Origin of the sequence: Mycobacterium sp. GA-0227b (genome assembly GCF_001499855.1) — a bacterium.
Classification (GTDB): domain Bacteria; phylum Actinomycetota; class Actinomycetes; order Mycobacteriales; family Mycobacteriaceae; genus Mycobacterium.
Window position 1 is genome coordinate 141,884 of the sequence record NZ_LQIK01000005.1, and the last position, 19,082, is coordinate 160,965.

At 67.9% G+C, this 19,082-nt stretch carries 17 protein-coding genes; 14 read left to right on the forward strand and 3 right to left on the reverse strand.

Annotated elements, in window-relative coordinates; all coding sequences use genetic code 11:
* Positions 1-37 precede the first annotated feature (37 nt).
* The 11 genes from hrcA (at position 38) to era (ending at position 14,306) form a co-directional block, all read left to right on the forward strand.
* Complete coding sequence (gene hrcA, locus AU185_RS06570; protein ID WP_059102443.1) at positions 38-1,069, forward strand: heat-inducible transcriptional repressor HrcA; 1,032 nt, start codon at positions 38-40, stop codon at positions 1,067-1,069.
* A gap of 39 nt (positions 1,070-1,108) precedes the next feature.
* Entirely contained in the window at positions 1,109-2,254 is a 1,146-nt protein-coding gene (gene dnaJ, locus AU185_RS06575; protein ID WP_059102444.1) for a molecular chaperone DnaJ, read from the forward strand.
* 88 nt (positions 2,255-2,342) lie between these two features.
* Positions 2,343-3,077: a 16S rRNA (uracil(1498)-N(3))-methyltransferase gene (locus AU185_RS06580; protein ID WP_059102445.1), complete on the forward strand. Its 735-nt coding sequence runs from the start codon at positions 2,343-2,345 to the stop codon at positions 3,075-3,077.
* Between the two features lie 286 nt (positions 3,078-3,363).
* Positions 3,364-4,113 carry a thioesterase II family protein gene (locus AU185_RS06585; protein ID WP_059102446.1) on the forward strand — a complete coding sequence of 250 codons (750 nt, stop codon included), beginning with the start codon at positions 3,364-3,366 and terminating at the stop codon, positions 4,111-4,113.
* A 2-nt stretch (positions 4,114-4,115) separates the two neighbouring features.
* The gene (locus AU185_RS06590; RefSeq protein WP_059102499.1) at positions 4,116-5,432 is read left to right on the forward strand and encodes a beta-ketoacyl [acyl carrier protein] synthase domain-containing protein; all 1,317 of its coding nucleotides are present in this window, start codon (positions 4,116-4,118) and stop codon (positions 5,430-5,432) included.
* A gap of 7 nt (positions 5,433-5,439) precedes the next feature.
* Entirely contained in the window at positions 5,440-9,972 is a 4,533-nt protein-coding gene (nbtC, locus tag AU185_RS06595; protein WP_231740465.1) for a nocobactin polyketide synthase NbtC, read from the forward strand.
* A 147-nt stretch (positions 9,973-10,119) separates the two neighbouring features.
* A complete protein-coding gene (locus tag AU185_RS06600; RefSeq protein ID WP_059102447.1) occupies positions 10,120-11,166 on the forward strand; it encodes a PhoH family protein in 1,047 nt (348 codons plus the stop codon).
* A 19-nt stretch (positions 11,167-11,185) separates the two neighbouring features.
* Positions 11,186-11,722, forward strand: coding sequence for an rRNA maturation RNase YbeY (gene ybeY / locus AU185_RS06605; RefSeq protein ID WP_059102448.1), 537 nt, complete (start codon positions 11,186-11,188; stop codon positions 11,720-11,722).
* Complete coding sequence (locus tag AU185_RS06610) at positions 11,719-13,014, forward strand: hemolysin family protein (RefSeq protein ID WP_059102449.1); 1,296 nt, start codon at positions 11,719-11,721, stop codon at positions 13,012-13,014. Before ybeY ends, AU185_RS06610 begins: the two co-directional genes overlap by 4 nt.
* Positions 13,007-13,327: a cytidine deaminase-like protein gene (locus tag AU185_RS06615; protein ID WP_059102450.1), complete on the forward strand. Its 321-nt coding sequence runs from the start codon at positions 13,007-13,009 to the stop codon at positions 13,325-13,327. Before AU185_RS06610 ends, AU185_RS06615 begins: the two co-directional genes overlap by 8 nt.
* A gap of 67 nt (positions 13,328-13,394) precedes the next feature.
* Entirely contained in the window at positions 13,395-14,306 is a 912-nt protein-coding gene (gene era / locus AU185_RS06620; RefSeq protein ID WP_059102451.1) for a GTPase Era, read from the forward strand.
* Positions 14,307-14,316: 10 nt separating this feature from the next.
* On the opposite strand, the gene AU185_RS06625 is transcribed toward era, so the two are convergent.
* Positions 14,317-14,877, reverse strand: a complete 561-nt coding sequence (locus tag AU185_RS06625) for a CAP domain-containing protein (protein ID WP_059102452.1) — start codon at positions 14,875-14,877, stop codon at positions 14,317-14,319.
* Between the two features lie 11 nt (positions 14,878-14,888).
* A complete protein-coding gene (locus tag AU185_RS06630; protein WP_059102453.1) occupies positions 14,889-16,406 on the reverse strand; it encodes an amidase in 1,518 nt (505 codons plus the stop codon).
* 63 nt (positions 16,407-16,469) lie between these two features.
* Between AU185_RS06630 and recO the strand changes: the two genes are divergently transcribed.
* The 3 genes from recO to AU185_RS06645 are packed head-to-tail and all read left to right on the forward strand — an operon-like array spanning position 16,470 to position 18,605.
* A complete protein-coding gene (recO, locus tag AU185_RS06635; protein WP_059102454.1) occupies positions 16,470-17,351 on the forward strand; it encodes a DNA repair protein RecO in 882 nt (293 codons plus the stop codon).
* Positions 17,284-18,180, forward strand: coding sequence for a decaprenyl diphosphate synthase (locus AU185_RS06640; RefSeq protein ID WP_059102455.1), 897 nt, complete (start codon positions 17,284-17,286; stop codon positions 18,178-18,180). Before recO ends, AU185_RS06640 begins: the two co-directional genes overlap by 68 nt.
* Complete coding sequence (locus AU185_RS06645) at positions 18,180-18,605, forward strand: hypothetical protein (protein ID WP_059102456.1); 426 nt, start codon at positions 18,180-18,182, stop codon at positions 18,603-18,605. The genes AU185_RS06640 and AU185_RS06645 overlap by 1 nt, the downstream gene beginning before the upstream one ends.
* 62 nt (positions 18,606-18,667) lie before the next feature.
* Here AU185_RS06645 and AU185_RS06650 read toward each other — a convergent pair whose 3' ends face one another.
* Positions 18,668-19,081, reverse strand: coding sequence for a Fur family transcriptional regulator (locus AU185_RS06650; RefSeq protein ID WP_172800153.1), 414 nt, complete (start codon positions 19,079-19,081; stop codon positions 18,668-18,670).
* Position 19,082 lies beyond the last annotated feature (1 nt).

The following is a 19,082-nucleotide window of genomic DNA, read 5'->3' on the forward strand; positions in this document are numbered from 1 at the left end:
TGGGTGCTGACGTGACTCGAGGGGTAGGTGATCAGACATGGGTAGCGCCGACGACCGCCGGTTCGAGGTGCTGCGCGCGATCGTCGCCGACTTCGTGGCCACCAAGGAGCCGATCGGATCGAAGACACTCGTCGAGCGGCACAACCTCGGTGTGTCGAGTGCGACCGTGCGCAACGACATGGCGGTGCTGGAAGCCGAGGGCTACATCACCCAGCCCCACACCAGCTCCGGCCGGGTTCCTACCGAGAAGGGCTATCGCGAATTCGTCGACCGGATCGACGAGGTCAAGCCGCTGTCGTCGCCGGAACGCCGCGCGATCCTGGCATTTCTCGAATCCGGTGTGGACCTCGACGACGTGCTACGCCGCGCGGTGCGCCTGCTCGCCCAACTCACGCGCCAGGTCGCGATCGTTCAGTATCCGACGCTGTCGACGTCGTCGGTCCGGCATCTGGAGGTGGTTGCGCTCACCCCGGCCAAGCTGCTGCTGGTGGTGATCACCGACAGCGGCCGGGTGGACCAGCGGATCGTCGAACTCGGGGACGCACTCGACGAGCATGATGTGGTCAAGCTGCGCGACCTGCTCGGGCAGGCGCTCGAGGGCAAGCCGCTGGCCGCCGCGTCGATAGCGGTGTCGGATCTGGCGTCGCAGCTCAACGGGCGAGGCGGGCTCGCCGACGCGGTCGGGCGCTCGGCGACCGTGCTGGTCGAGACCCTCGTCGAGCACAGCGAGGAGCGGTTGCTGCTGGGCGGCACCGCCAACCTCACCCGCAACACCGCCGACTTCGGCGGCTCGCTGCGGTCGGTGCTCGAGGCGCTCGAGGAGCAGGTGGTGGTGCTGCGGTTGCTGGCGGCGCAGCAGGAGGCCGGCAAGGTGACCGTGCGCATCGGCCACGAAACCGAGGCCGAGGAGATGGCGGGTACCTCGGTGGTCACCACGGCTTACGGTAGTTCGGGCAAGGTGTACGGCGGCATGGGGGTGTTGGGCCCCACCCGAATGGACTATCCGGGAACTATCGCTAATGTCGCTGCGGTTGCTCTCTATATCGGGGAAGTCTTAGGCAGCCGGTAGCGGCCGGCACGGTTAACCAGGAAGACAGGCAAGGTCAGCGTGGCACGCGACTATTACGGGCTGCTCGGAGTGAGCAAGGGTGCGTCGGATGCAGAGATCAAGCGCGCCTATCGCAAGCTGGCGCGTGAACTGCATCCCGACATCAACCCGGACGAAGAGGCGCAGGCGCGGTTCAAGGAGATCAGCGTCGCCTATGAGGTGCTCAGCGATCCGGAGAAGCGCCGCATCGTCGACCTCGGCGGCGACCCGCTGGCAACGGCGGGTGCCGCCGGCGGCAACGGGTTCGCCGGCTTCGGCGGTCTCGGCGACGTGTTCGAGGCGTTCTTCGGCGGGGGCGCCACCTCGCGTGGTCCGGTCGGCCGGGTACGCCCGGGTTCGGATTCGCTGCTGCGGATGCGGCTGGACCTCGAGGAGTGCGCGACCGGCGTGACCAAGCAGGTGACCGTCGACACCGCGGTGCTGTGCGACCTCTGTCACGGCAAGGGCACCCACGGCAAATCCAGCCCGGTCACCTGCGACACCTGCGGCGGCCGCGGCGAGATCCAGACCGTGCAGCGTTCTCTGCTGGGCCAGGTCATGACGTCGCGTCCGTGCCCGGTGTGCGGCGGCGTCGGCGAGGTCATTCCGGATCCGTGCCACCGCTGCGGCGGCGACGGCCGTGTGCGCGCCCGCCGGGAGATCAGCGTGAAGATCCCGGCCGGTGTCGGCGACGGGATGCGGGTGCGATTGGCGGCTCAGGGCGAGGTCGGCCCCGGCGGCGGGCCGGCAGGCGACTTGTACGTCGAGGTGCACGAGCAGCCGCATCCGACATTCCTGCGCGACGGCGATGATCTGCACTGCACGATCTCGGTGCCGATGGTCGACGCGGCGCTGGGCACCACGGTCACCGTCGACGCGATCCTCGACGGACCCACCGAGGTCAGCATCCCGTCGGGCACCCAGCCGGGTTCGGTGGTTTCGCTGCGTGGGCACGGCATGCCGCATCTGCGCTCGGGAGTGCGCGGCGATCTGCACGCGCACATCGACGTCGTGGTGCCGTCGCGGCTGGACAACGACGACGTCGAACTGCTGCGGAAGCTCAAGGAGAAGCGGACCCGCGACGTCGCCGAGGTGCGCTCCACGCAGGCGACGGCCACCGGTGGCGGCTTGTTCAGTCGGCTGCGTGAGACGTTCAGCGGCCGCTAGAACGGGCAGTACCTATGCCGAAGATTGCACTCGGGGCTGTGCCGGACCGCAATCGACGACCTTCAGTGCAATCTCGGGCCAATACGCCGTGACCTACGCGCTGTTCTATGTCGACGCCCTGCCTGAAGTGGGTGAGCGCGCGGTCGTCGACGGTGACGAGGGTTTCCACGCCGCCAACGTGCGCCGCATCCGGCCAGGTGAGTCGCTACAGCTCAGCGACGGCGCCGGCGAGCTGGCGCACTGCGAGGTCGACGAGGTCGCCAAGGGCAGGCTGACGGCGCGGGTGCTCGATCGGCGCTTCGTGCCACCCCCGTCGCCGACCGTCACCGTCGTGCAGGCGCTGCCCAAGTCGGATCGCTCCGAGCTGGCCATCGAACTGGCCACCGAGGCCGGAGCGGACGGCTTCGTAGCGTGGCAGGCATCCCGATGCGTGGCGCGGTGGGAGACGGCTGCCAAGGTCGACAAGGGGCTGCGGCGGTGGAGCGCGGTAGCCCGGTCGGCGGCCCGGCAGTCCCGGCGGGCCCGCATCCCGTCGGTCAACGGTGTGGTGTCGACGGCCGAACTGGTCGACCGGCTCGGCGGCGGTTCCGTGGCGCTGGTGTTGCATGAATCGGCGACGCAGCGGCTCACCGACGTGCCGTTGGCGTCGGCCGACTCGCTGATCCTGGTCGTCGGACCGGAAGGCGGGATCACCGACGACGAGCTCGCGGCGCTGTCCGATGCGGGTGCGACGGTCGTGCGGTTGGGTCCGAACGTGCTGCGGACGTCGACCGCCGCGGCGGTCGCACTGGGCGCGGTGGGTGTGCTGACGAGTCGGTGGTGATGACGGTTCACGCCAGCCGATTTCCAGTTTCCGAACCGTGGTTTCCCGCACCGAAATAGGAAGCCCCCAGCAGAATACGAAGTTGGGTTAAGTTGAATTCCCGTGCGGAATCTTGGCTCCGACAAGTACGCCTCGATACCGGTCGTACCGGGCCCGCCGCATGCTACCCGTGGCGGCCGCAACCCAGCGACGCGTTGTGCCCAGCCGAGCGACCCCTGCTTGCTGCTCAGGCGTTCGGCATCGTCATCCACGGCCCGATGGGCTCCAACGACAGCAGGGGGCAGTTATGGGACGTAATCCGTTATGGATGAGGAAGTTTCACAATCGGGAATCAATCGACCGGCCACCGCTGCTGATCTTCCCGCACGCCGGCGCGGGAGCGTCGTGGTACCGGAAATTCTCGGAGGTGCTCTGTGATGACTTCGAAGTCATTGCGCTGCAGTACCCGGGTCGGCAGGACCGTGCGGCTGAGCCGGCGCCGACATCGCTGACCGACATCGCGGCGGGTGCCTTCGCTGAGTTTCAGACCTCGGAGTTCAACCGCGGTATCCCGATCACCACCTTCGGCCACAGTATGGGCGCGCTGGTTTCGTTCGAGTTCGCCAGAATCGCCGAATCCGCCGGGGTGCGAGTACACCAACTCACCATCCTGGCCGCGGTCGCCCCTCACCGGATAGCGGACAAGCCGCCGGCACCGAAAGACGAGGAAAGGCTTCTGCGCCATCTCAGATGGCTCGGGGGCGCTCACGCAGACGTGGTAGCCGACCCCGAACTCGTCGCGCTGACGCTACCGGTCGTCAAGGCCGATCACCGTACCGCAGAAGCCTATTCGTGCGATCCGGCAGCACGCATCGAAGCGCGGATCAGTGTGCTGGGCGGAGATCAGGACCCCATCGTGTCGATGGCGGACCTCCACGGCTGGCGGCAGCACAGCGACGATGTGGAGATAACGATGTTCGACGGTGGACATTTCTTCCTCCTCGACCACGTCGATGACATCCGAGAACACATGACCCAGACCGGAGTTCGGCGGTGACCATGCAAGCGGCGCCCGATATCGACCCCATGGTCGTATCGGGAATGGCTGTGGCAGCGCCGGGCGAAGTCCATACACCGCTGGCGTACTGGTCCGCACTGAGCGAAGCGCGCGAGTTGATCGGTCCGATGCCACGCGATCGCGGCTGGCCGCTGGAGGACATGTTCACTCTGTCCCGCCACGACGGGTGGGCCGACGTGTGTGACGCCGGCGGATTCCTGGCCGACGCGGGCGCGTTCGATCCCGTCTTCTTCAACATCAGCCAACGTGAGGCCGCCGTCACCAATCCGCAGATCCGGCTCGCGATGCGCGTGGCGTGGAAAGCGGTGGAGAACACCGGAATCAACGCCGGCGCGCTTGACGAAGAGGAAGCTGGCTGTTTCGTCGGGGCGTACCCGACGGAGTACGGACCGCTGGGTACGAGGGCTGACGAATACAGCGGCTACCGGACTGTCGGCATGGTGACCGACAGCATTGCTGGACGGGTGTCGCATTCGCTGGGGCTATCCGGCCCGTCGGCTACCGTCAACACCGCCTGCGCGTCGTCGCTGACCGCGCTGCACCTGGCCGCGGCCGCGGTGCGCAACGACGAGTGCGACTGGGCACTGGCAGGGGGCGTGTGCGTGATGGGCAGCCCGGTCATCATCTATGACTTCGCCAAGCACAACGCCCTTGCCGCCGACGGGCATTGCCGCGCCTACGCCGACGACGCGACCGGAACGCTATGGGGCGAGGGTGCGGGCTTTGTCGTCGTCGAACGCGAATCGCGGGCGCGCCGCCTCGGACACCGCATCTTCGGACGGATTCTCGCCAGCCATTACAACCACAACGGCAAGGGCAAGGCGATCCTGACTCCGCGGGCCGACGCGCAGGAGAAGCTGATCCGCCGGGTCATCGACGCAGCAGGCATCGACGCCGCGGACGTCGGCATGATCGAAGGACACGGCACCGCCACCCGCGCCGGCGACCGCGCCGAACTCACCGCACTGGTCAACACCTACGGCGCCGCCCACTCAACGGCTTTCGTGGGATCGTCGAAGTCCAATCTCGGACACGCCCAGGGGGCGGCGGGGATGCTGGGCGTGATCAAGGTGCTACTGGCGGGATGGCACGGCCAGATCCCCGCGTCGCTGTTCACCGACAACCCGACCACCCAGGTGGATTGGGACAGAACCGGCCTTCGGCTGGCCACCAAGCTGCATCCATGGGAAGCCAAGGACGGCAGTCGATATGGCGCGGTGTCCTCCTACGGGGCGGGTGGAGTCAACGCGCACACCATCATCGGCATGCCGATGCGAGAGGAGAACGACGATTTCTGAGTACCGGATGCCCGATGGAACCGTTCCGGTACTGCTGTCGGCGGACACCCCGGACCTACTTCGCGCCGAAGCCTCCGCGCTGATCTCGTATCTGGAGGCTCAGCCCTGGGTCCAGCCCCAGCGCGTCGCCTCGATGTTGTTTCGAACCCGGCTTCCCAGGCGCTACCGCGCGCTTGTCATGGTCACCGATCGTGCCGGCCTCGTCGAAGCGCTGCGCGCGGTGGCCGACGGTCGCCAGCACGCCGCCGTGGTCCGCAACGAGAAGGCGGCGGGCGAGCGCCGGCGCGCGTATGTGCTGCCCGGGCAGGGTGGTCAGCGCCCGGGTATGGGCGCACTGTTCTACCGCGACGTGCCGGCATTCCGGTCCGAAGCCGACCGCTGCGACGGCTATTTCGGCGCACTGTTCGGCGAATCCCCCTTGGGCTACCTGCTGGGCGCCGGCAGCGCCGGCGACGGCACGGTGGTCGTGCAGTCGGCGCTGTTCATGCTGATGGTTGCACTCGGCGCGATGTGGCGCTCGGTCGGTGTCACCGCCGCCGCCGTCGTCGGGCACAGCCAGGGCGAAATCGCCGGGGCCTACCTGTCGGGGAAGATGACGCTCGAGGATGCCGTGACGATCGTCGGCACCCGGGCGCGTGCGGTCGAGACCATCTCATCTGACGACTACGCGATGGCGGTCGTCGCCGCCGACCGCGATGAATGCGAAGCCGTACTGGCCCGCCAAACCGGCTGGGCGCAAGTGTCGGTGGTCAATTCGCCGCGCCTCGTTGGTATATCCGGAGACCGCGACACGGTACGGGCGAGTGTGGACACGCTGGCGGAGTGCGGCCGGTTCACCCGACTCATCCCGGTCCGATACCCGGCGCACACGAGCCGGGTCAACGAATTCCGTGAGGTCATCGAGACCGCTGTGCACTCTCACATCCCGAATGCGCGGTTCCGCGACAGCGAGATCGACTGCATCGGTTCGACACTCGGCGAGCCCGTGTCCGCCGACGTGGCGGTCAGCGACTACTGGTTCTGGAACCTGCGCAACATCGTGCGCTTCGACAAGGCGGTCGCCACCGCGATCGGGGCAAAGGTCGACACCTTCGTCGAACTCGCCGAGCATCCGACACTGCAGCTCGCTATTCAAGAGAACCTCGACACGCTCGACGCGCCGTCGGCGACCGTCGTGGGCACGTCCACCCGGGAGGCTGCCGACCTCACGGAGTTCACCCGCAACCTCGCCCTGCTGGCGGTCGATGACATCGACTACCGATGGGATGTCCTGCGGACCGAACCGACGGAGCCCGCGTCGCTTCCGCTCTTGGACTTCCCGAATACACAGATGAATGAGCAGACCCTGTGGTTGCCGCACCATGGGTTCTCGGCGCTGCCTGCTGATCGGGAGCCGGCGCTGTCGGCTGAAGCGGCACCGCCGCCGGCTGAAGCGGCACCGCCGCCGGCCGAAGCCACGGCACCGCCGCCGGCCGAAGCCACGGCACCGCCGCAGGTCATCGTCGAGGACTGGGTCCCGCTCAAGCGGCGCGCCACGGTGCCGCCCCGATCCTTCGGCATTGTTGACCACATGGGCGGTGATACCGACTTGGTTGCCGCGTTGTGTTCGTCCGCCGCGCAGCAGGGAGTCTTCGCGCGCCCCCTGGGCGACGTGGACGATACCGGCGAAGACATTGACTCCGTTGTGGTCCTGGTGCCCGCGCTCGAGCGCATGAGCCAGGTCGAGGCCGCCGGGCTCGTCGCGAAGTTCTTCGTCGACCGGCAGTGGTGGCTCCCGCGAGCCGCGCCGAAGGAGTACTGGCTGGTCACCGTCGACGGCGAGAACGTGGTCCCGGCGGATGGTGCGCCGCATCCGTACGCCGCGGCGATCAGCGCCGGATTCCGCTGTCTCGGGGGTGAATACCCGGATATCACTTTTCGCCACCTCGACCTCGCGCACCGGTACCCGGGCGCCGAGTCGGCGCAGGCGATCATCGCCGCACTGCACACCGCCGACGAGCCGGACCTCGCATTGCGTGACGGCACCGTGTACGGAAAGCGGCTCGTGGAGGCCATCGCCGCAGACGCGCCGTGGATGCTGAACAGCCGGCACGTGTTGATCACCGGTGGCACCGGCCGGGTGGGGCTGGAGTTCTGCGGGCACGCCGCACGACACGGCGCCCGGCGTATCACGCTGGTGAGCCGGACAGGGGAGACACGCGCCACCACCGAACAGCTCCGTCCCCTGCGGGCGCTCACCGAGATCCGGGTCATCGCCTGCGACGTCGCCGACGTCAGCGACGTACGGCGGATGGCCGCTGACATCGGTGAAGCGCCAGTGGATCTCGTCGTTCATGCGGTGCTAGACGACGCATCCGCCGCGGTGCATACCCTGACTGACCTCACCGAAGGACAGTTCGACAGCGCGCTACGCGGCAAAGCGGTCGGTATCTCGAATGTCCTCGACGCGGTCGCCCTCGCCACCGATTGCCATGTGCTGCTGTGCTCGTCGACGGCGGCGGTGCTCGGCGGTCGCGGCAAGATCGCTTACGCGGCGGCCAACCGGATGCTCGACGCCTATGCGCACGAAGTGCGCGCCGCGGGGCGCGCCTGCAGCTCGGTGCAGTGGGGTCAGTGGGCGATCTACGAGGGGCAGAGCCGCACCGACATCGCGAACCTCGCCGAGATCGGCTACCTGCCCATGCGTTCGGCCGACGCAATCACACTCGGGCTCAGCGGATCCCCTCGCAACATCATGGTGGCGGCTTTCGACTGGGAACGCGCCGGTGCGGTGCTCGGGACACTGGGCTACGGACCGACGCTGTCTCAGCTCGTAGCGACGGTGGCGCGGAATGCCGAAGAGCCGGCTCGCCGCGCGGGCGGCCCAACGACGCCGATACTGCAGTTGCTGGCCGAGGTGATCGGGGCCGGTGACGTGCAGGCGGTCGACAGTACGGCCCCATTGGTGGCGCTCGGGCTGGACTCCCTCAACGCATTGCAGCTGCGCCGGCGTCTCAGAATCGAATTCAGTTGCGAGATAGGAGCTTCCGACCTTCTGGGTGGTATGTCGCTTGACGACGTAGTGAAGGTCGTCAGCGCCGGTGCGGGGGGTCCTGCGCCTACTGTCGCACCCGCCGAACCCGGTGGCACACGCCCGTCGGCACCGGACCGTGGCGTCGAGCAGATCCTGTTGCAGCTGCTGGCCGAGGTGATCGGGACCGACGATGAGAAGGCGCTGGACACCACGACGCCGCTGGTGGCGCTCGGGCTGGATTCGCTCAACGCGTTGCAACTGCGACGGCGGATCAAGTCCGAACTCAACCGTGAGGTCGCGGTCGGGGAATTGCTCGGCGGTGCAAGGCTCGACGACGTGACGGCCATGGTGACCGCGGCGGGGCCGAGCGTGGGCCCGCGGCCTTCAGCGGGTACAGCACCGGCCGTCGCACCGACGCCCGTCGGCAGCCAGCGTGATGCCGACCTCGACGCCGACCAAATCGCCTCCGCACGCGAGGATCTCGACCTGTTCGGGCTCGGCGCCATGTGGCGACTGGTCGAGCCGGTGTTGCGCGACGGTGACGGGCACACCGCCGAAGTGATCGCCGAGCGACTTCACTTCGCCGCCCGGCACCGGTGGGTGCTGCGCCAATGGCTGCACGAGCTGAGCACTCGGGGTTTCGTCGGTCTGGTCCGCGACGACGGCGCCGGCGGCTACCGCAAGCTGCGCGACGTGCCGACGCCGAGCCGTCCCGATCTGGTCGCGGTGTGCACAGATCTCGGATATCCGGCGCCCTACGGCCGATTCCTCGATGATGCCAACAGGTATCTGGTCGATCTCGTCAGCGACGGTCGCAGCGTGCAGGAGCTGCTGTTTCCGGACGGTGCGACGGACCGGGCCGACGCGTTCTACCGCGACAACGCCGTAAGCCGCTACCTCAACCTCGGCGCGCGCACCGCGGTTGCCGACCATGTCCAGCGGCTCGCGGAGGCCGGCCACTCGCCCGTCCAGATCCTGGAACTAGGGGCCGGTGTCGGAGGTATGACCGACGACCTGGTGGCTGCATTGACCGGTTTGCCGGTGCAGTACCGCTTCACCGATGTCTCCACCTTCTTCCTCAACGCGGCCAGGCAGCGCTACGCGAAGCACCCGTGGATGCAGTTCGCGATCGTGGACCTCAACGATGATCTGAGCCGCCAGCCGGCCTGCGACATCGTCGTCGCGGCCAACGTGGTGCACAACGCGCGTGACGTCGGGCGCACCCTGCGGGAGATTCACGACCTGCTGCGGCCCGGCGGTGCGGTCGTGTTCATCGAGGTCTGTAAGGCGAACTGCTCCTTCATGACCTCGGTGTACTTCCTCATGTCGCCTGCTGCGGATCAACCTCAGGTGGGCTTGACCGATGTCCGCGCGGGGACCGACCGAATCCTGCTGACCAGGGCGGAATGGCATCGTGAGCTCACCGCGAGCGGCCTGACGCCGGTCCTCACGCTGCCGGCGGCCGACCATCCGCTCGCGCCGCTCGACCACCACGTTTTTGTGGCTGTGCGGGGTGACGCCGCCTAGGGGCCGATGCGCTGGTGGCGCAAAGCTGGCCGGCCTCTCGCCCGCCTGCCGCGTTAACCATTGGGACTGGTCGCTGACCAGCGGTAAACTGTGAGCATCACATCAGCAACGGCCAGGCCAGAACCAGAAAGTAGGCACTGAACCCTCTTGACGCCCCGCGAGACGACCGCTGACTCTGATCAGTCTTCTGAGTCGGTACGCAGCAGCATCAACGTTCCGCCCGATCTCATCGTGGGCCTACTGGGTTCCGCCGACGAGAATCTACGTGCGCTCGAACGCGCCCTTTCCGCCGATATCCATGCGCGCGGCAATGAGCTCACGCTCTCCGGTGAACCCGCCGACGTCGCGTTGGCCGAGCGGGTGATCTCCGAGCTGATCGCGATCGTCGCCAACGGCCAGTCGTTGACCCCCGAAGTCGTGCGGCACAGCGTCGCGATGCTCACCGGCACCGGCAACGAGTCGCCCGCCGAGGTGCTCACCCTCGACATCCTGTCGCGGCGCGGCAAGACGATCCGGCCGAAGACGTTGAACCAGAAGCGTTATGTCGATGCAATCGACGCGCACACCATCGTGTTCGGCATCGGACCGGCCGGCACCGGTAAGACGTATCTGGCGATGGCCAAGGCGGTCAACGCATTACAGTCCAAGCAGGTGTCGCGGATCATCCTCACCCGTCCCGCCGTGGAAGCCGGTGAGCGCCTCGGCTTTCTGCCGGGCACGCTGAGCGAGAAGATCGACCCGTATCTGCGGCCGCTCTACGACGCGCTGCACGACATGATGGACCCCGAGCTGATCCCAAAGCTGATGAGCGCGGGTGTAATCGAGGTCGCGCCGCTGGCGTACATGCGGGGTAGAACGATCTCGGATGCGTTCATCATTCTCGACGAGGCGCAGAACACCACCGCCGAGCAGATGAAGATGTTCTTGACCCGGCTGGGCTTCAACTCGAAAATCGTTGTGACGGGCGATATCACGCAGGTTGACCTGCCCGGCGGAGCCGCGTCGGGTCTGCACGCGGCGATGCGCATCCTCGAGGGCATCGACGACATCCACTTCGCCGAACTCACCAGCGCCGACGTCGTGCGCCACCGGTTGGTGTCGGAGATCGTCGACGCCTACGCCAGGCACGACGAGCCGGCCCAGTTGAACCGGGCGCAGCGACGCGCCTCCGGCGGCGGCCGGCCGCGGCGGTAGCGGGCATGAGCATTTCGATATGAGCATCGAGGTGTCCAATGAGTCGGGCATCGACGTCTCCGAAGAGGAACTGATCAGCGTCGCCCGCTTCGTCATCCGCAAGATGAACGTCAACCCCGCGGCCGAACTGTCGATGGTGCTGCTCGACACCGCGGCGATGGCCGACCTGCACATGCGGTGGATGGACCTGCCGGGCCCCACCGACGTGATGAGCTTCCCGATGGACGAGCTGGAGCCCGGCGGGCGGCCCGATGCGCCCGAACCCGGCCCGGCCATGCTCGGTGACATCGCGCTGTGCCCGCAGTTCGCCGCCGAACAGGCCACCGCGGCCGGCCACTCGCTGGGCCAGGAACTGGCGCTTCTCACCGTGCACGGAGTGCTGCACCTGCTGGGCTACGACCACGCCGAGCCCGCCGAGGAAAAAGAGATGTTCACCCTGCAGCGCCAACTGCTCGAGGAGTGGGTGGCCGACCAGGTCGAGGCGTACCACCAGGACCGCCAGTCCGAGAAGGAACGCCGGCTCCTCGACAACTCCCGATTCTTCGACGAACTGTGACCGGTGTCGGACAGCTGATCTTCGCGATCGTGCTCGTCGCCTTCGGCGGGCTGTTCGCGGCGATCGACGCCGCGCTGAGCACCGTGTCGATGGCGCGCGTCGAGGAACTCGTCCGCGACGAGCGACCCGGAGCGGTGCGCCTGGCCAAGGTGGTGGCCGAACGCCCGCGCTACATCAACCTGATCGTATTGCTGCGCATCGCCTGCGAAGTCGGCCCGACCGTGCTGCTCGCCGCCTACCTCGACGGCCACCTCGGCGTCACATGGGGACTGTTCGTGGCCGCCTCGATCATGGTCGTGGTCAGCTTCGTCGTGATCGGCGTGGGGCCGCGCACCCTGGGCAGGCAACACGCGTACACGATCGCGTTGCTGGCCGCGCTTCCGCTGCAGGTGCTTTCGGTGCTGCTGACGCCGATCAGCCGGCTGCTGGTGTTGATCGGTAACGCATTGACCCCCGGCCGCGGATTCCGTAACGGCCCGTTCGCCTCCGAGATCGAACTCCGTGAAGTGGTCGACCTGGCGCAGCAGCGCGGTGTGGTGGCCGACGACGAGCGGCGGATGATCCAGTCGGTCTTCGAACTCGGCGACACCCCGGCGCGCGAGGTGATGGTGCCGCGTACCGAGATGGTGTGGATCGAGAGCGACAAGACAGCGGGGCAGGCGACCTCGCTCGCGGTGCGCAGCGGCCACTCCCGCATTCCGGTCATCGGCGAGAACGTCGACGACGTGGTCGGCGTCGTGTATCTCAAAGACCTTGTCCAGCGGACGTATTACTCGACCGACGGCGGTCGCGGCACCAAAGTCTCCGACGTGATGCGCCGCACGGTGTTCGTGCCGGACTCCAAGCCGCTGGACGAGCTGCTGCGCGAGATGCAGCGCGACCGCGTCCACATGGTCCTGCTGGTCGACGAGTACGGTGCCATCGCCGGCCTGGTCACCATCGAGGACGTGCTCGAGGAGATCGTCGGCGAGATCGTCGACGAGTACGACGCCGGCGAAGTGGTGCCCGTAGAAGAGTTGGGCGACAACCGCTATCGGGTGTCTGCCCGGCTGCCGATCGAAGACCTCGGTGAACTGTACGACATCGAATTCGACGACGATCTCGACGTGGACACCGTCGGCGGCCTGGTCGCACTGGAACTCGGCAGGGTGCCGCTGCCTGGCGCCGAGGTGACGTGGGACGGGTTGCGGCTGAAGGCCGAAGGCGGACCGGACCACCGCGGGCGGGTGCGCATCGGCACTGTTCTGGTCAGCCGTACCGAGACTCCCGAAGGAGACGACGACGATGAGTGAGCTCGACGCCGAGGACGCCAAGCTGGTGACCCTGGCCCGCGGCGCGATGGGCCGCGCCGAGGCGGGCAGCGGCGCGGCCGTGCGCGACGTCGAAGGCCGCACCTACGCCGGCGCCCCGGTGGCGTTGAAGACGTTGCAACTCACCGCGCTTCAGGTCGCCGTCGCCGCGGCGGTCGCCAGCGGCGCAACCGGTCTGGAGGCCGCGGTGCTCGTCGGCGGCTCTCTCGACGACGCGGGGGTGGCCGCGGTGCGTGAACTGTCGGCGGACGCCGAGGTGATCGTCACCGATCGAGCCGGCACGGTGATCCCATGACCGTCGAAACTGCGCAGAGATCGCGTTTCTGGCGGATTTCGCGATCTCCCCGCAGTCTCGGCGCGAAATGAGCAGCGAATTCCGCTCCGGCTTCGTCTGTTTCGTCGGGCGGCCGAACACCGGCAAGTCCACGCTGACCAACGCGCTGGTCGGCGCGAAGGTGGCGATCACATCCAACCGGCCGCAGACCACCCGGCACACCATCCGCGGCATCGTGCACCGCGAGGACTTTCAGATCATCCTCGTCGACACACCGGGCCTGCACCGGCCGCGCACCTTGCTGGGGCAGCGGCTCAACGATCTGGTCAAGGACACCTACTCCGAGGTCGACGTCATCGGGTGGTGCATCCCGGCCGACGAGAAGATCGGGCCGGGGGACCGGTGGATCCACGACCAGATCCGCGCCGTCGCGCCCAAGACCACGCTGGTCGCCGTGGTCACCAAGATCGACAAGGTCCCCAAGGACCGCGTCGCCGCACAACTGGTCGCGGTCAGCGAGCTGGTCGGCCCCGACGTGGAGATCGTTCCGGTGTCGGCGACCGCGGCTGACAACCTCGACGTGCTCGTCGACGTGCTGGCCGCCCAACTGCCACCGGGACCGGCGTTCTATCCCGACGGCGAGCTCACCGACGAGCCCGAGGAAACCCTGATGGCCGAGCTGATCCGCGAGGCCGCGCTCGAGGGTGTGCGCGACGAGCTGCCGCACTCGCTGGCCGTCGTCATCGAGGAGGTCACGCCGCGGGAGGACCGCGACGACCTGAACCCGCTTGTTGATGTGTACGCGATCCTGTACGTCGAACGCGACAGCCAAAAGGGCATCGTGATCGGCAAGGGCGGCGCCAGGCTGCGCGAGGTCGGCACCGCGGCCCGCACACAGATCGAGAAGCTGCTGGGCACCAAGGTGTTCCTCGATCTGCGGGTCAAGGTCGCCAAGAACTGGCAGCGCGACCCGAAACAGCTGGGCCGCTTGGGCTTCTAGCTATGGGCGTCTAGCTTTGGGCGCCCGAGCCCGGCTCTCCGAACGGCCGGCCCGGCCCGTGCGCAGGTGGCGCCACATCGCCCTTGCCGTACACCGCGACCACCACGCTGCGGTCGAGCGAGTTCGCCGACCAGACACCGATGTCGACGTTGGAGCAGTCGCTCATGATCGCGTGGTAGTCCGGCCGGTGGTACCACTGGTTGATCAACTCGATGCCGCTGATCGCCAACGCCGGGTTGATCGCCACCGTTTCGGCGACGCCGCCCGCGTAGCCCGCCTTACGCGCACGGTCGGTGACGCTCGACCCGTCCGAGCCGGTGTCGCCGTTCAGCGCCCGGTTGTTCAGCACGTCGTTGGTGTGCCATTCGGCGGCCAGCCGCAGCTTCGGGTTGATCTTGATGTCGGTGTCGCAGCCGGCCTGACGTTGCATGGTGTAGACGTTGGCCACCACGCCGTCGTTGAGCCGTTTGTTGTCAGCGGCGGCGCCCGGAGCACCGGCGACGGCGCCACCCACCAGGCCGCCCATCAAGGCCAGCACCGGAACCGCACGGGTGTAGCGCAGCGCTCTCATTCCGGGAGACTTTACGCGACCTCGTCGGAGACGTCCTCGTGTTCTGGCCGGTCGGGACCCGTTATGGGCACATCGGAGGCCGCCGGCTCAGGATCTGGCGCCGGTTCGGGAAGCCACCAGGGTTCCGGCTGCTTCATCGCCCAGCCGTTGATCGCCTCCAACTCTGCGGCCAGCGAGATCAGCAGCGGCTCGCTGTTCGCCGGTCCCATCAACTGCACGCCGATCGGCAGGCCGTCGCTGGTGAACCCGGCGGGCACGTTGATCGACGGCCAGCCAAGCAGGTTCCACGGCCAGGTGACCGGGCAGGCCTTGATCATCGTGCGGTCGGTCGACAGCCCGCCGAGGCGGTCGAACTCGTGCACCTTGGGCGGGGGTTGTGCGGTGGTCGGCGCCAACACCACGTCGGTGATGTTGAACAGGTAGCCGATCCGGCGGTGCGCGCGGGCTTCGCGAGCGCGGGCCTTGCGCAGCACATGCTCCGAGAGCAACCGGCCCATGCGCATGTTGGCCTTGGTCCGCTTGTCGAGCCTGACGTCGTGGCCGAGCCGGTCGGCCCACTCCAGCAGTCCCGACGTCGACCTGGACAGGAAATTCCACGACATGCCGAGCGTGTACTCGGGGTCCGCCGCGACGACGGTGTGCCCGAGTTGCTGCAGTTGTTCGGCGACGACGTCCATCGCCGCGCGGATCTCCGGATGCAGCGTGGCCCGGAACACCGTGAAAGGAAACTTCGTCGACATCGCGATGCGCAGCGGGCCGGGCGCCTGCGCGACGCACTCCGAAACGTTCACCGGCGGCGGCTGATGACGATCGCCCGCGACGTTTCCGGACGCGGCGTCGAGCACCAGTGCGGCATCGGTGACCGTGCGGGCCAGCACGCCGTTGACCGTGATGCCGTTGAACGCCTCCGGCAGCGGCCATGTCGAGATGCGGCCGCGCTGCGGTTTGATGCCGACCAGATGCGTCCACGCCGCGGGGATGCGCACGCTGCCCGCGCCGTCGGAGCCGATCGCGGCGGTCACCAGTCCGGCCGCCACCGCCGCGGCGCTACCGCCCGAGGACCCACCGGGAGTGTGCTCGCGTGACCACGGGTTGCGCGTGTGCCCGAACGCCGGCCCGCTGGTGAACGGCCACTGACCCAGTTCGCAGGTGTTGGTCTTGCCGACGATGACCGCACCCGCCGCCCGCAACCGCCGCACCACCTCGGCGTCCTGGGCGGCGGGCCGGACCGTACCGTCGGCGCCGAAGCGGGTCGGCACCCCGGCGACGTCGACGTCGTCTTTGACCGCGATCGGAATGCCCAAGAGTGGATGTTTCGAAAGATCCTGGCCCGCGGCACGTTTGCGGTCCGCGCGGGCGGCGTCGGCGAGTGCCCGGTCGGTGAACACCACGCGGAACGCGTTCAGTGTCGGCTGGCTGGCCGTGATGGCGTCGAGCGAGCGCTGGACCAGTTCCACCGACGTGACTGAGCCGCTCGCGAGCTGGAAGAGCTGTTGAGTCAGGGTGGGGAATCGCGCGTCGTTGACCATCACCTCAGAGGATATCGGCGGTGCGAATCGGAATCTGACGGATGGTGGTGGGAGACTGAACCGATGCGGCTGTATCGGGACCGGGCGGTGGTGGTGCGCCAGCACAAGCTCGGCGAGGCCGACCGGATCGTGACACTTCTGACCCGTGACCACGGGTTGGTGCGGGCGGTGGCCAAGGGGGTGCGGCGCACCCGCAGCAAGTTCGGCGCCAGGCTGGAGCCGTTCGCGCACATCGACGTTCAGCTGCATCCCGGCCGGAATCTCGACATCGTCACCCAGGTGCAGGCCATCGACGCGTTCGCCTCCGACATCGTCAGTGACTACGGCCGCTACACCTGCGCATGCGCGGTGCTGGAGACCGCCGAACGTCTGGCCGGTGAGGAACGCGCCCCGATGCCCGCGCTGCACCGGCTGACGGTGGCCGCATTGCGGGCGGTGGCCGACGGCGGCCGACCCCGTGAGCTCGTGCTGGACGCCTACTTGTTGCGGGCCATGGGGATCGCGGGGTGGGCCCCGGCGCTGACCGAATGCGCCCGGTGTGCCGCGCCGGGTCCGCACCGGGCCTTCCATGTGGCGGCCGGGGGCAGCGTGTGCGTGCACTGCCGGCCGTCGGGGTCGGTGACGCCGCCGCAGGGGGTACTGGACTTGATGGCTGCGCTGCACGACGGGGACTGGGAGCACGCCGAGACGTCGACGTCGTCGCACCGGAGCCAGGCCAGTGGGCTGGTCGCCGCGCATCTGCAGTGGCATCTGGAGCGCCAACTGCGGACGTTGCCGCTGGTCGAGCGGGTGTACCGGGTGGACAGGACCCTGGGCGATCACCGCACCGCGGTGGTGGTCGACCAGCATGTGTCGCTGGTCGGGCAGGATGTGCCCCATGGCAAGCGAACGGGCTGGGCGGAGGAAGGCCCCGGCAATCTACCCACAGCTGCCCCCGGCGCCTGACGACTACCCGACGTTCCCCGACAAGTCGACGTGGCCCGTCGTCTTCCCCGAGATCCCGGCAGGCACCAACGGCCGGTTCGCCCGCCCGCCCCAGCACACCTCCAAGGAGGCCGCGCCAAGGATTCCGGCCGACCAGGTGCCCCGCCACGTCGCCGTCGTCATGGACGGCAACGGCCGCTGGGCCACCCAGCGTGGCCTGCACCGCACCGAGGGGCACAAGATGGGGGAGGCCGTGCTCATCGACATCACCTGCGGCGCAATAGAAATCGGTATCAAGCACCTGACGGTGTATGCGTTCTCCACCGAGAACTGGAACCGCAGCACCGAGGAGGTGCGCTTCCTGATGGGCTTCAACCGGGAAGTGGTGCGTCGGCGCAGGGAGAACCTCAACGACATGGGCGTACGGATGCGTTGGGTCGGTTCGCGACCGCGGATGTGGCGCAGCGTGATCAAGGAGTTCGACATCGCCGAGCAGATGACCGTCGGCAACGACGTCATCACGATCAACTACTGCGTCAACTACGGTGGCCGCACCGAGATCGTCGAGGCGACCCGCGAGCTCGCGCAGCTGGCGGCCGACGGCAGGATCAAGCCGAATCGCATCAGCGAGGCCACCTTCGCCAAGCACCTGCACCGCTCCGACATCCCCGACGTCGACCTGTTCATCCGGACCTCGGGGGAGCAGCGCGCCAGCAACTTCCTGCTGTGGCAGGCGGCATACGCCGAGTTCGTGTTCCAGGACAAGCTGTGGCCCGACTACGACCGCCGCGATCTGTGGGCCGCCTGCGGGGAGTACGTCAACCGCAACCGACGCTTCGGTAGGGCGTGATGGCGCTGCAAGATCGGCTCGGCGAGATCCTCGAGGGGGTGCTGCCCGTCACGCGCGAGGCCGACGGCGCGGTGACCGTCCATCACGACGAGACGTTCGCCTCGCTGCGCACGGTTCCGGTCGCCGAAGGACTCGAGTTGGTGTCGCTCACCCAGATCCTGGCCTGGGACCTGCCGCTGGACGCCAAGCTGCGAGCCAAGGTCGCCGAGCATGCCCATAACACGCTGCTGGGCACGGTGTCGCTGGCGGCCAAGAGCGGGCCCAAGGAGGTCGCCGCGGGGGCCAAGCGCAACTCGAAGAAGGCCGCGGATGTGCTGTTGCGCTACAACTTTCCCGCCGCCGGGTTGACCGACGACGCGCTGCGCACGCTCATCCTCATGGTGCTGGCCACCGGTTCCGAGGTGCGTCGCGCGCTAGTCGGCTGAATCGTTCGCGCCGAAACTGAACTTGTGTGCGCCGTCCCGCCGCCGGAATCTCGTGCAGAAGTTCAGTTTCGAGCCCGCGGAGTCTCAGGGCTTCCGGCCGCGCAGTCGCCGCAGACGCCGAAGATTTCGATCGTGTGGCTGACATCGGAGAAGCCGTGTTCGTGGGCGACGTCGGCGGCCCAGGTTTCGACGTCACCGCCCTGAATTTCCACCGTCGACCCGCATACGCGGCACACCAGGTGGTGATGGTGGTCCTCTGAGCAGCGCCGGTACACCGACTCGCCGGTGTCGGTGCGCAACGTGTCGACGACGCCCGCGGTCGCCATCTGCTGCAGGGTGCGGTAGACCGTCGTCAGCCCGATGCCTTCACCGCGGCGCCGCAACTCGTCGTGCAGTTCCTGGGCGGAGCGGAACTCGTCGAGGTTGTCCAGCAGCGCCGCGATGGCCGCCCGCTGCCGGGTGGCGCGCACTCCCATG

Coding starts and splice junctions, on each gene's coding strand:
- hrcA (WP_059102443.1), top strand. CDS start 38: ATGGGTAGCGCCGACGACCGCCGGTTCGAGGTGCTGCGCGCGATCGTC.
- AU185_RS06585 (WP_059102446.1), top strand. CDS start 3,364: ATGGGACGTAATCCGTTATGGATGAGGAAGTTTCACAATCGGGAATCA.
- AU185_RS06590 (WP_059102499.1), top strand. CDS start 4,116: ATGCAAGCGGCGCCCGATATCGACCCCATGGTCGTATCGGGAATGGCT.
- nbtC (WP_231740465.1), top strand. CDS start 5,440: ATGCCCGATGGAACCGTTCCGGTACTGCTGTCGGCGGACACCCCGGAC.
- ybeY (WP_059102448.1), top strand. CDS start 11,186: ATGAGCATCGAGGTGTCCAATGAGTCGGGCATCGACGTCTCCGAAGAG.
- AU185_RS06615 (WP_059102450.1), top strand. CDS start 13,007: ATGAGTGAGCTCGACGCCGAGGACGCCAAGCTGGTGACCCTGGCCCGC.
- era (WP_059102451.1), top strand. CDS start 13,395: ATGAGCAGCGAATTCCGCTCCGGCTTCGTCTGTTTCGTCGGGCGGCCG.
- AU185_RS06625 (WP_059102452.1), bottom strand. CDS start 14,877: ATGAGAGCGCTGCGCTACACCCGTGCGGTTCCGGTGCTGGCCTTGATG.
- AU185_RS06630 (WP_059102453.1), bottom strand. CDS start 16,406: ATGGTCAACGACGCGCGATTCCCCACCCTGACTCAACAGCTCTTCCAG.
- recO (WP_059102454.1), top strand. CDS start 16,470: ATGCGGCTGTATCGGGACCGGGCGGTGGTGGTGCGCCAGCACAAGCTC.
- AU185_RS06640 (WP_059102455.1), top strand. CDS start 17,284: ATGGCAAGCGAACGGGCTGGGCGGAGGAAGGCCCCGGCAATCTACCCA.
- AU185_RS06645 (WP_059102456.1), top strand. CDS start 18,180: ATGGCGCTGCAAGATCGGCTCGGCGAGATCCTCGAGGGGGTGCTGCCC.
- AU185_RS06650 (WP_172800153.1), bottom strand. CDS start 19,081: ATGGGAGTGCGCGCCACCCGGCAGCGGGCGGCCATCGCGGCGCTGCTG.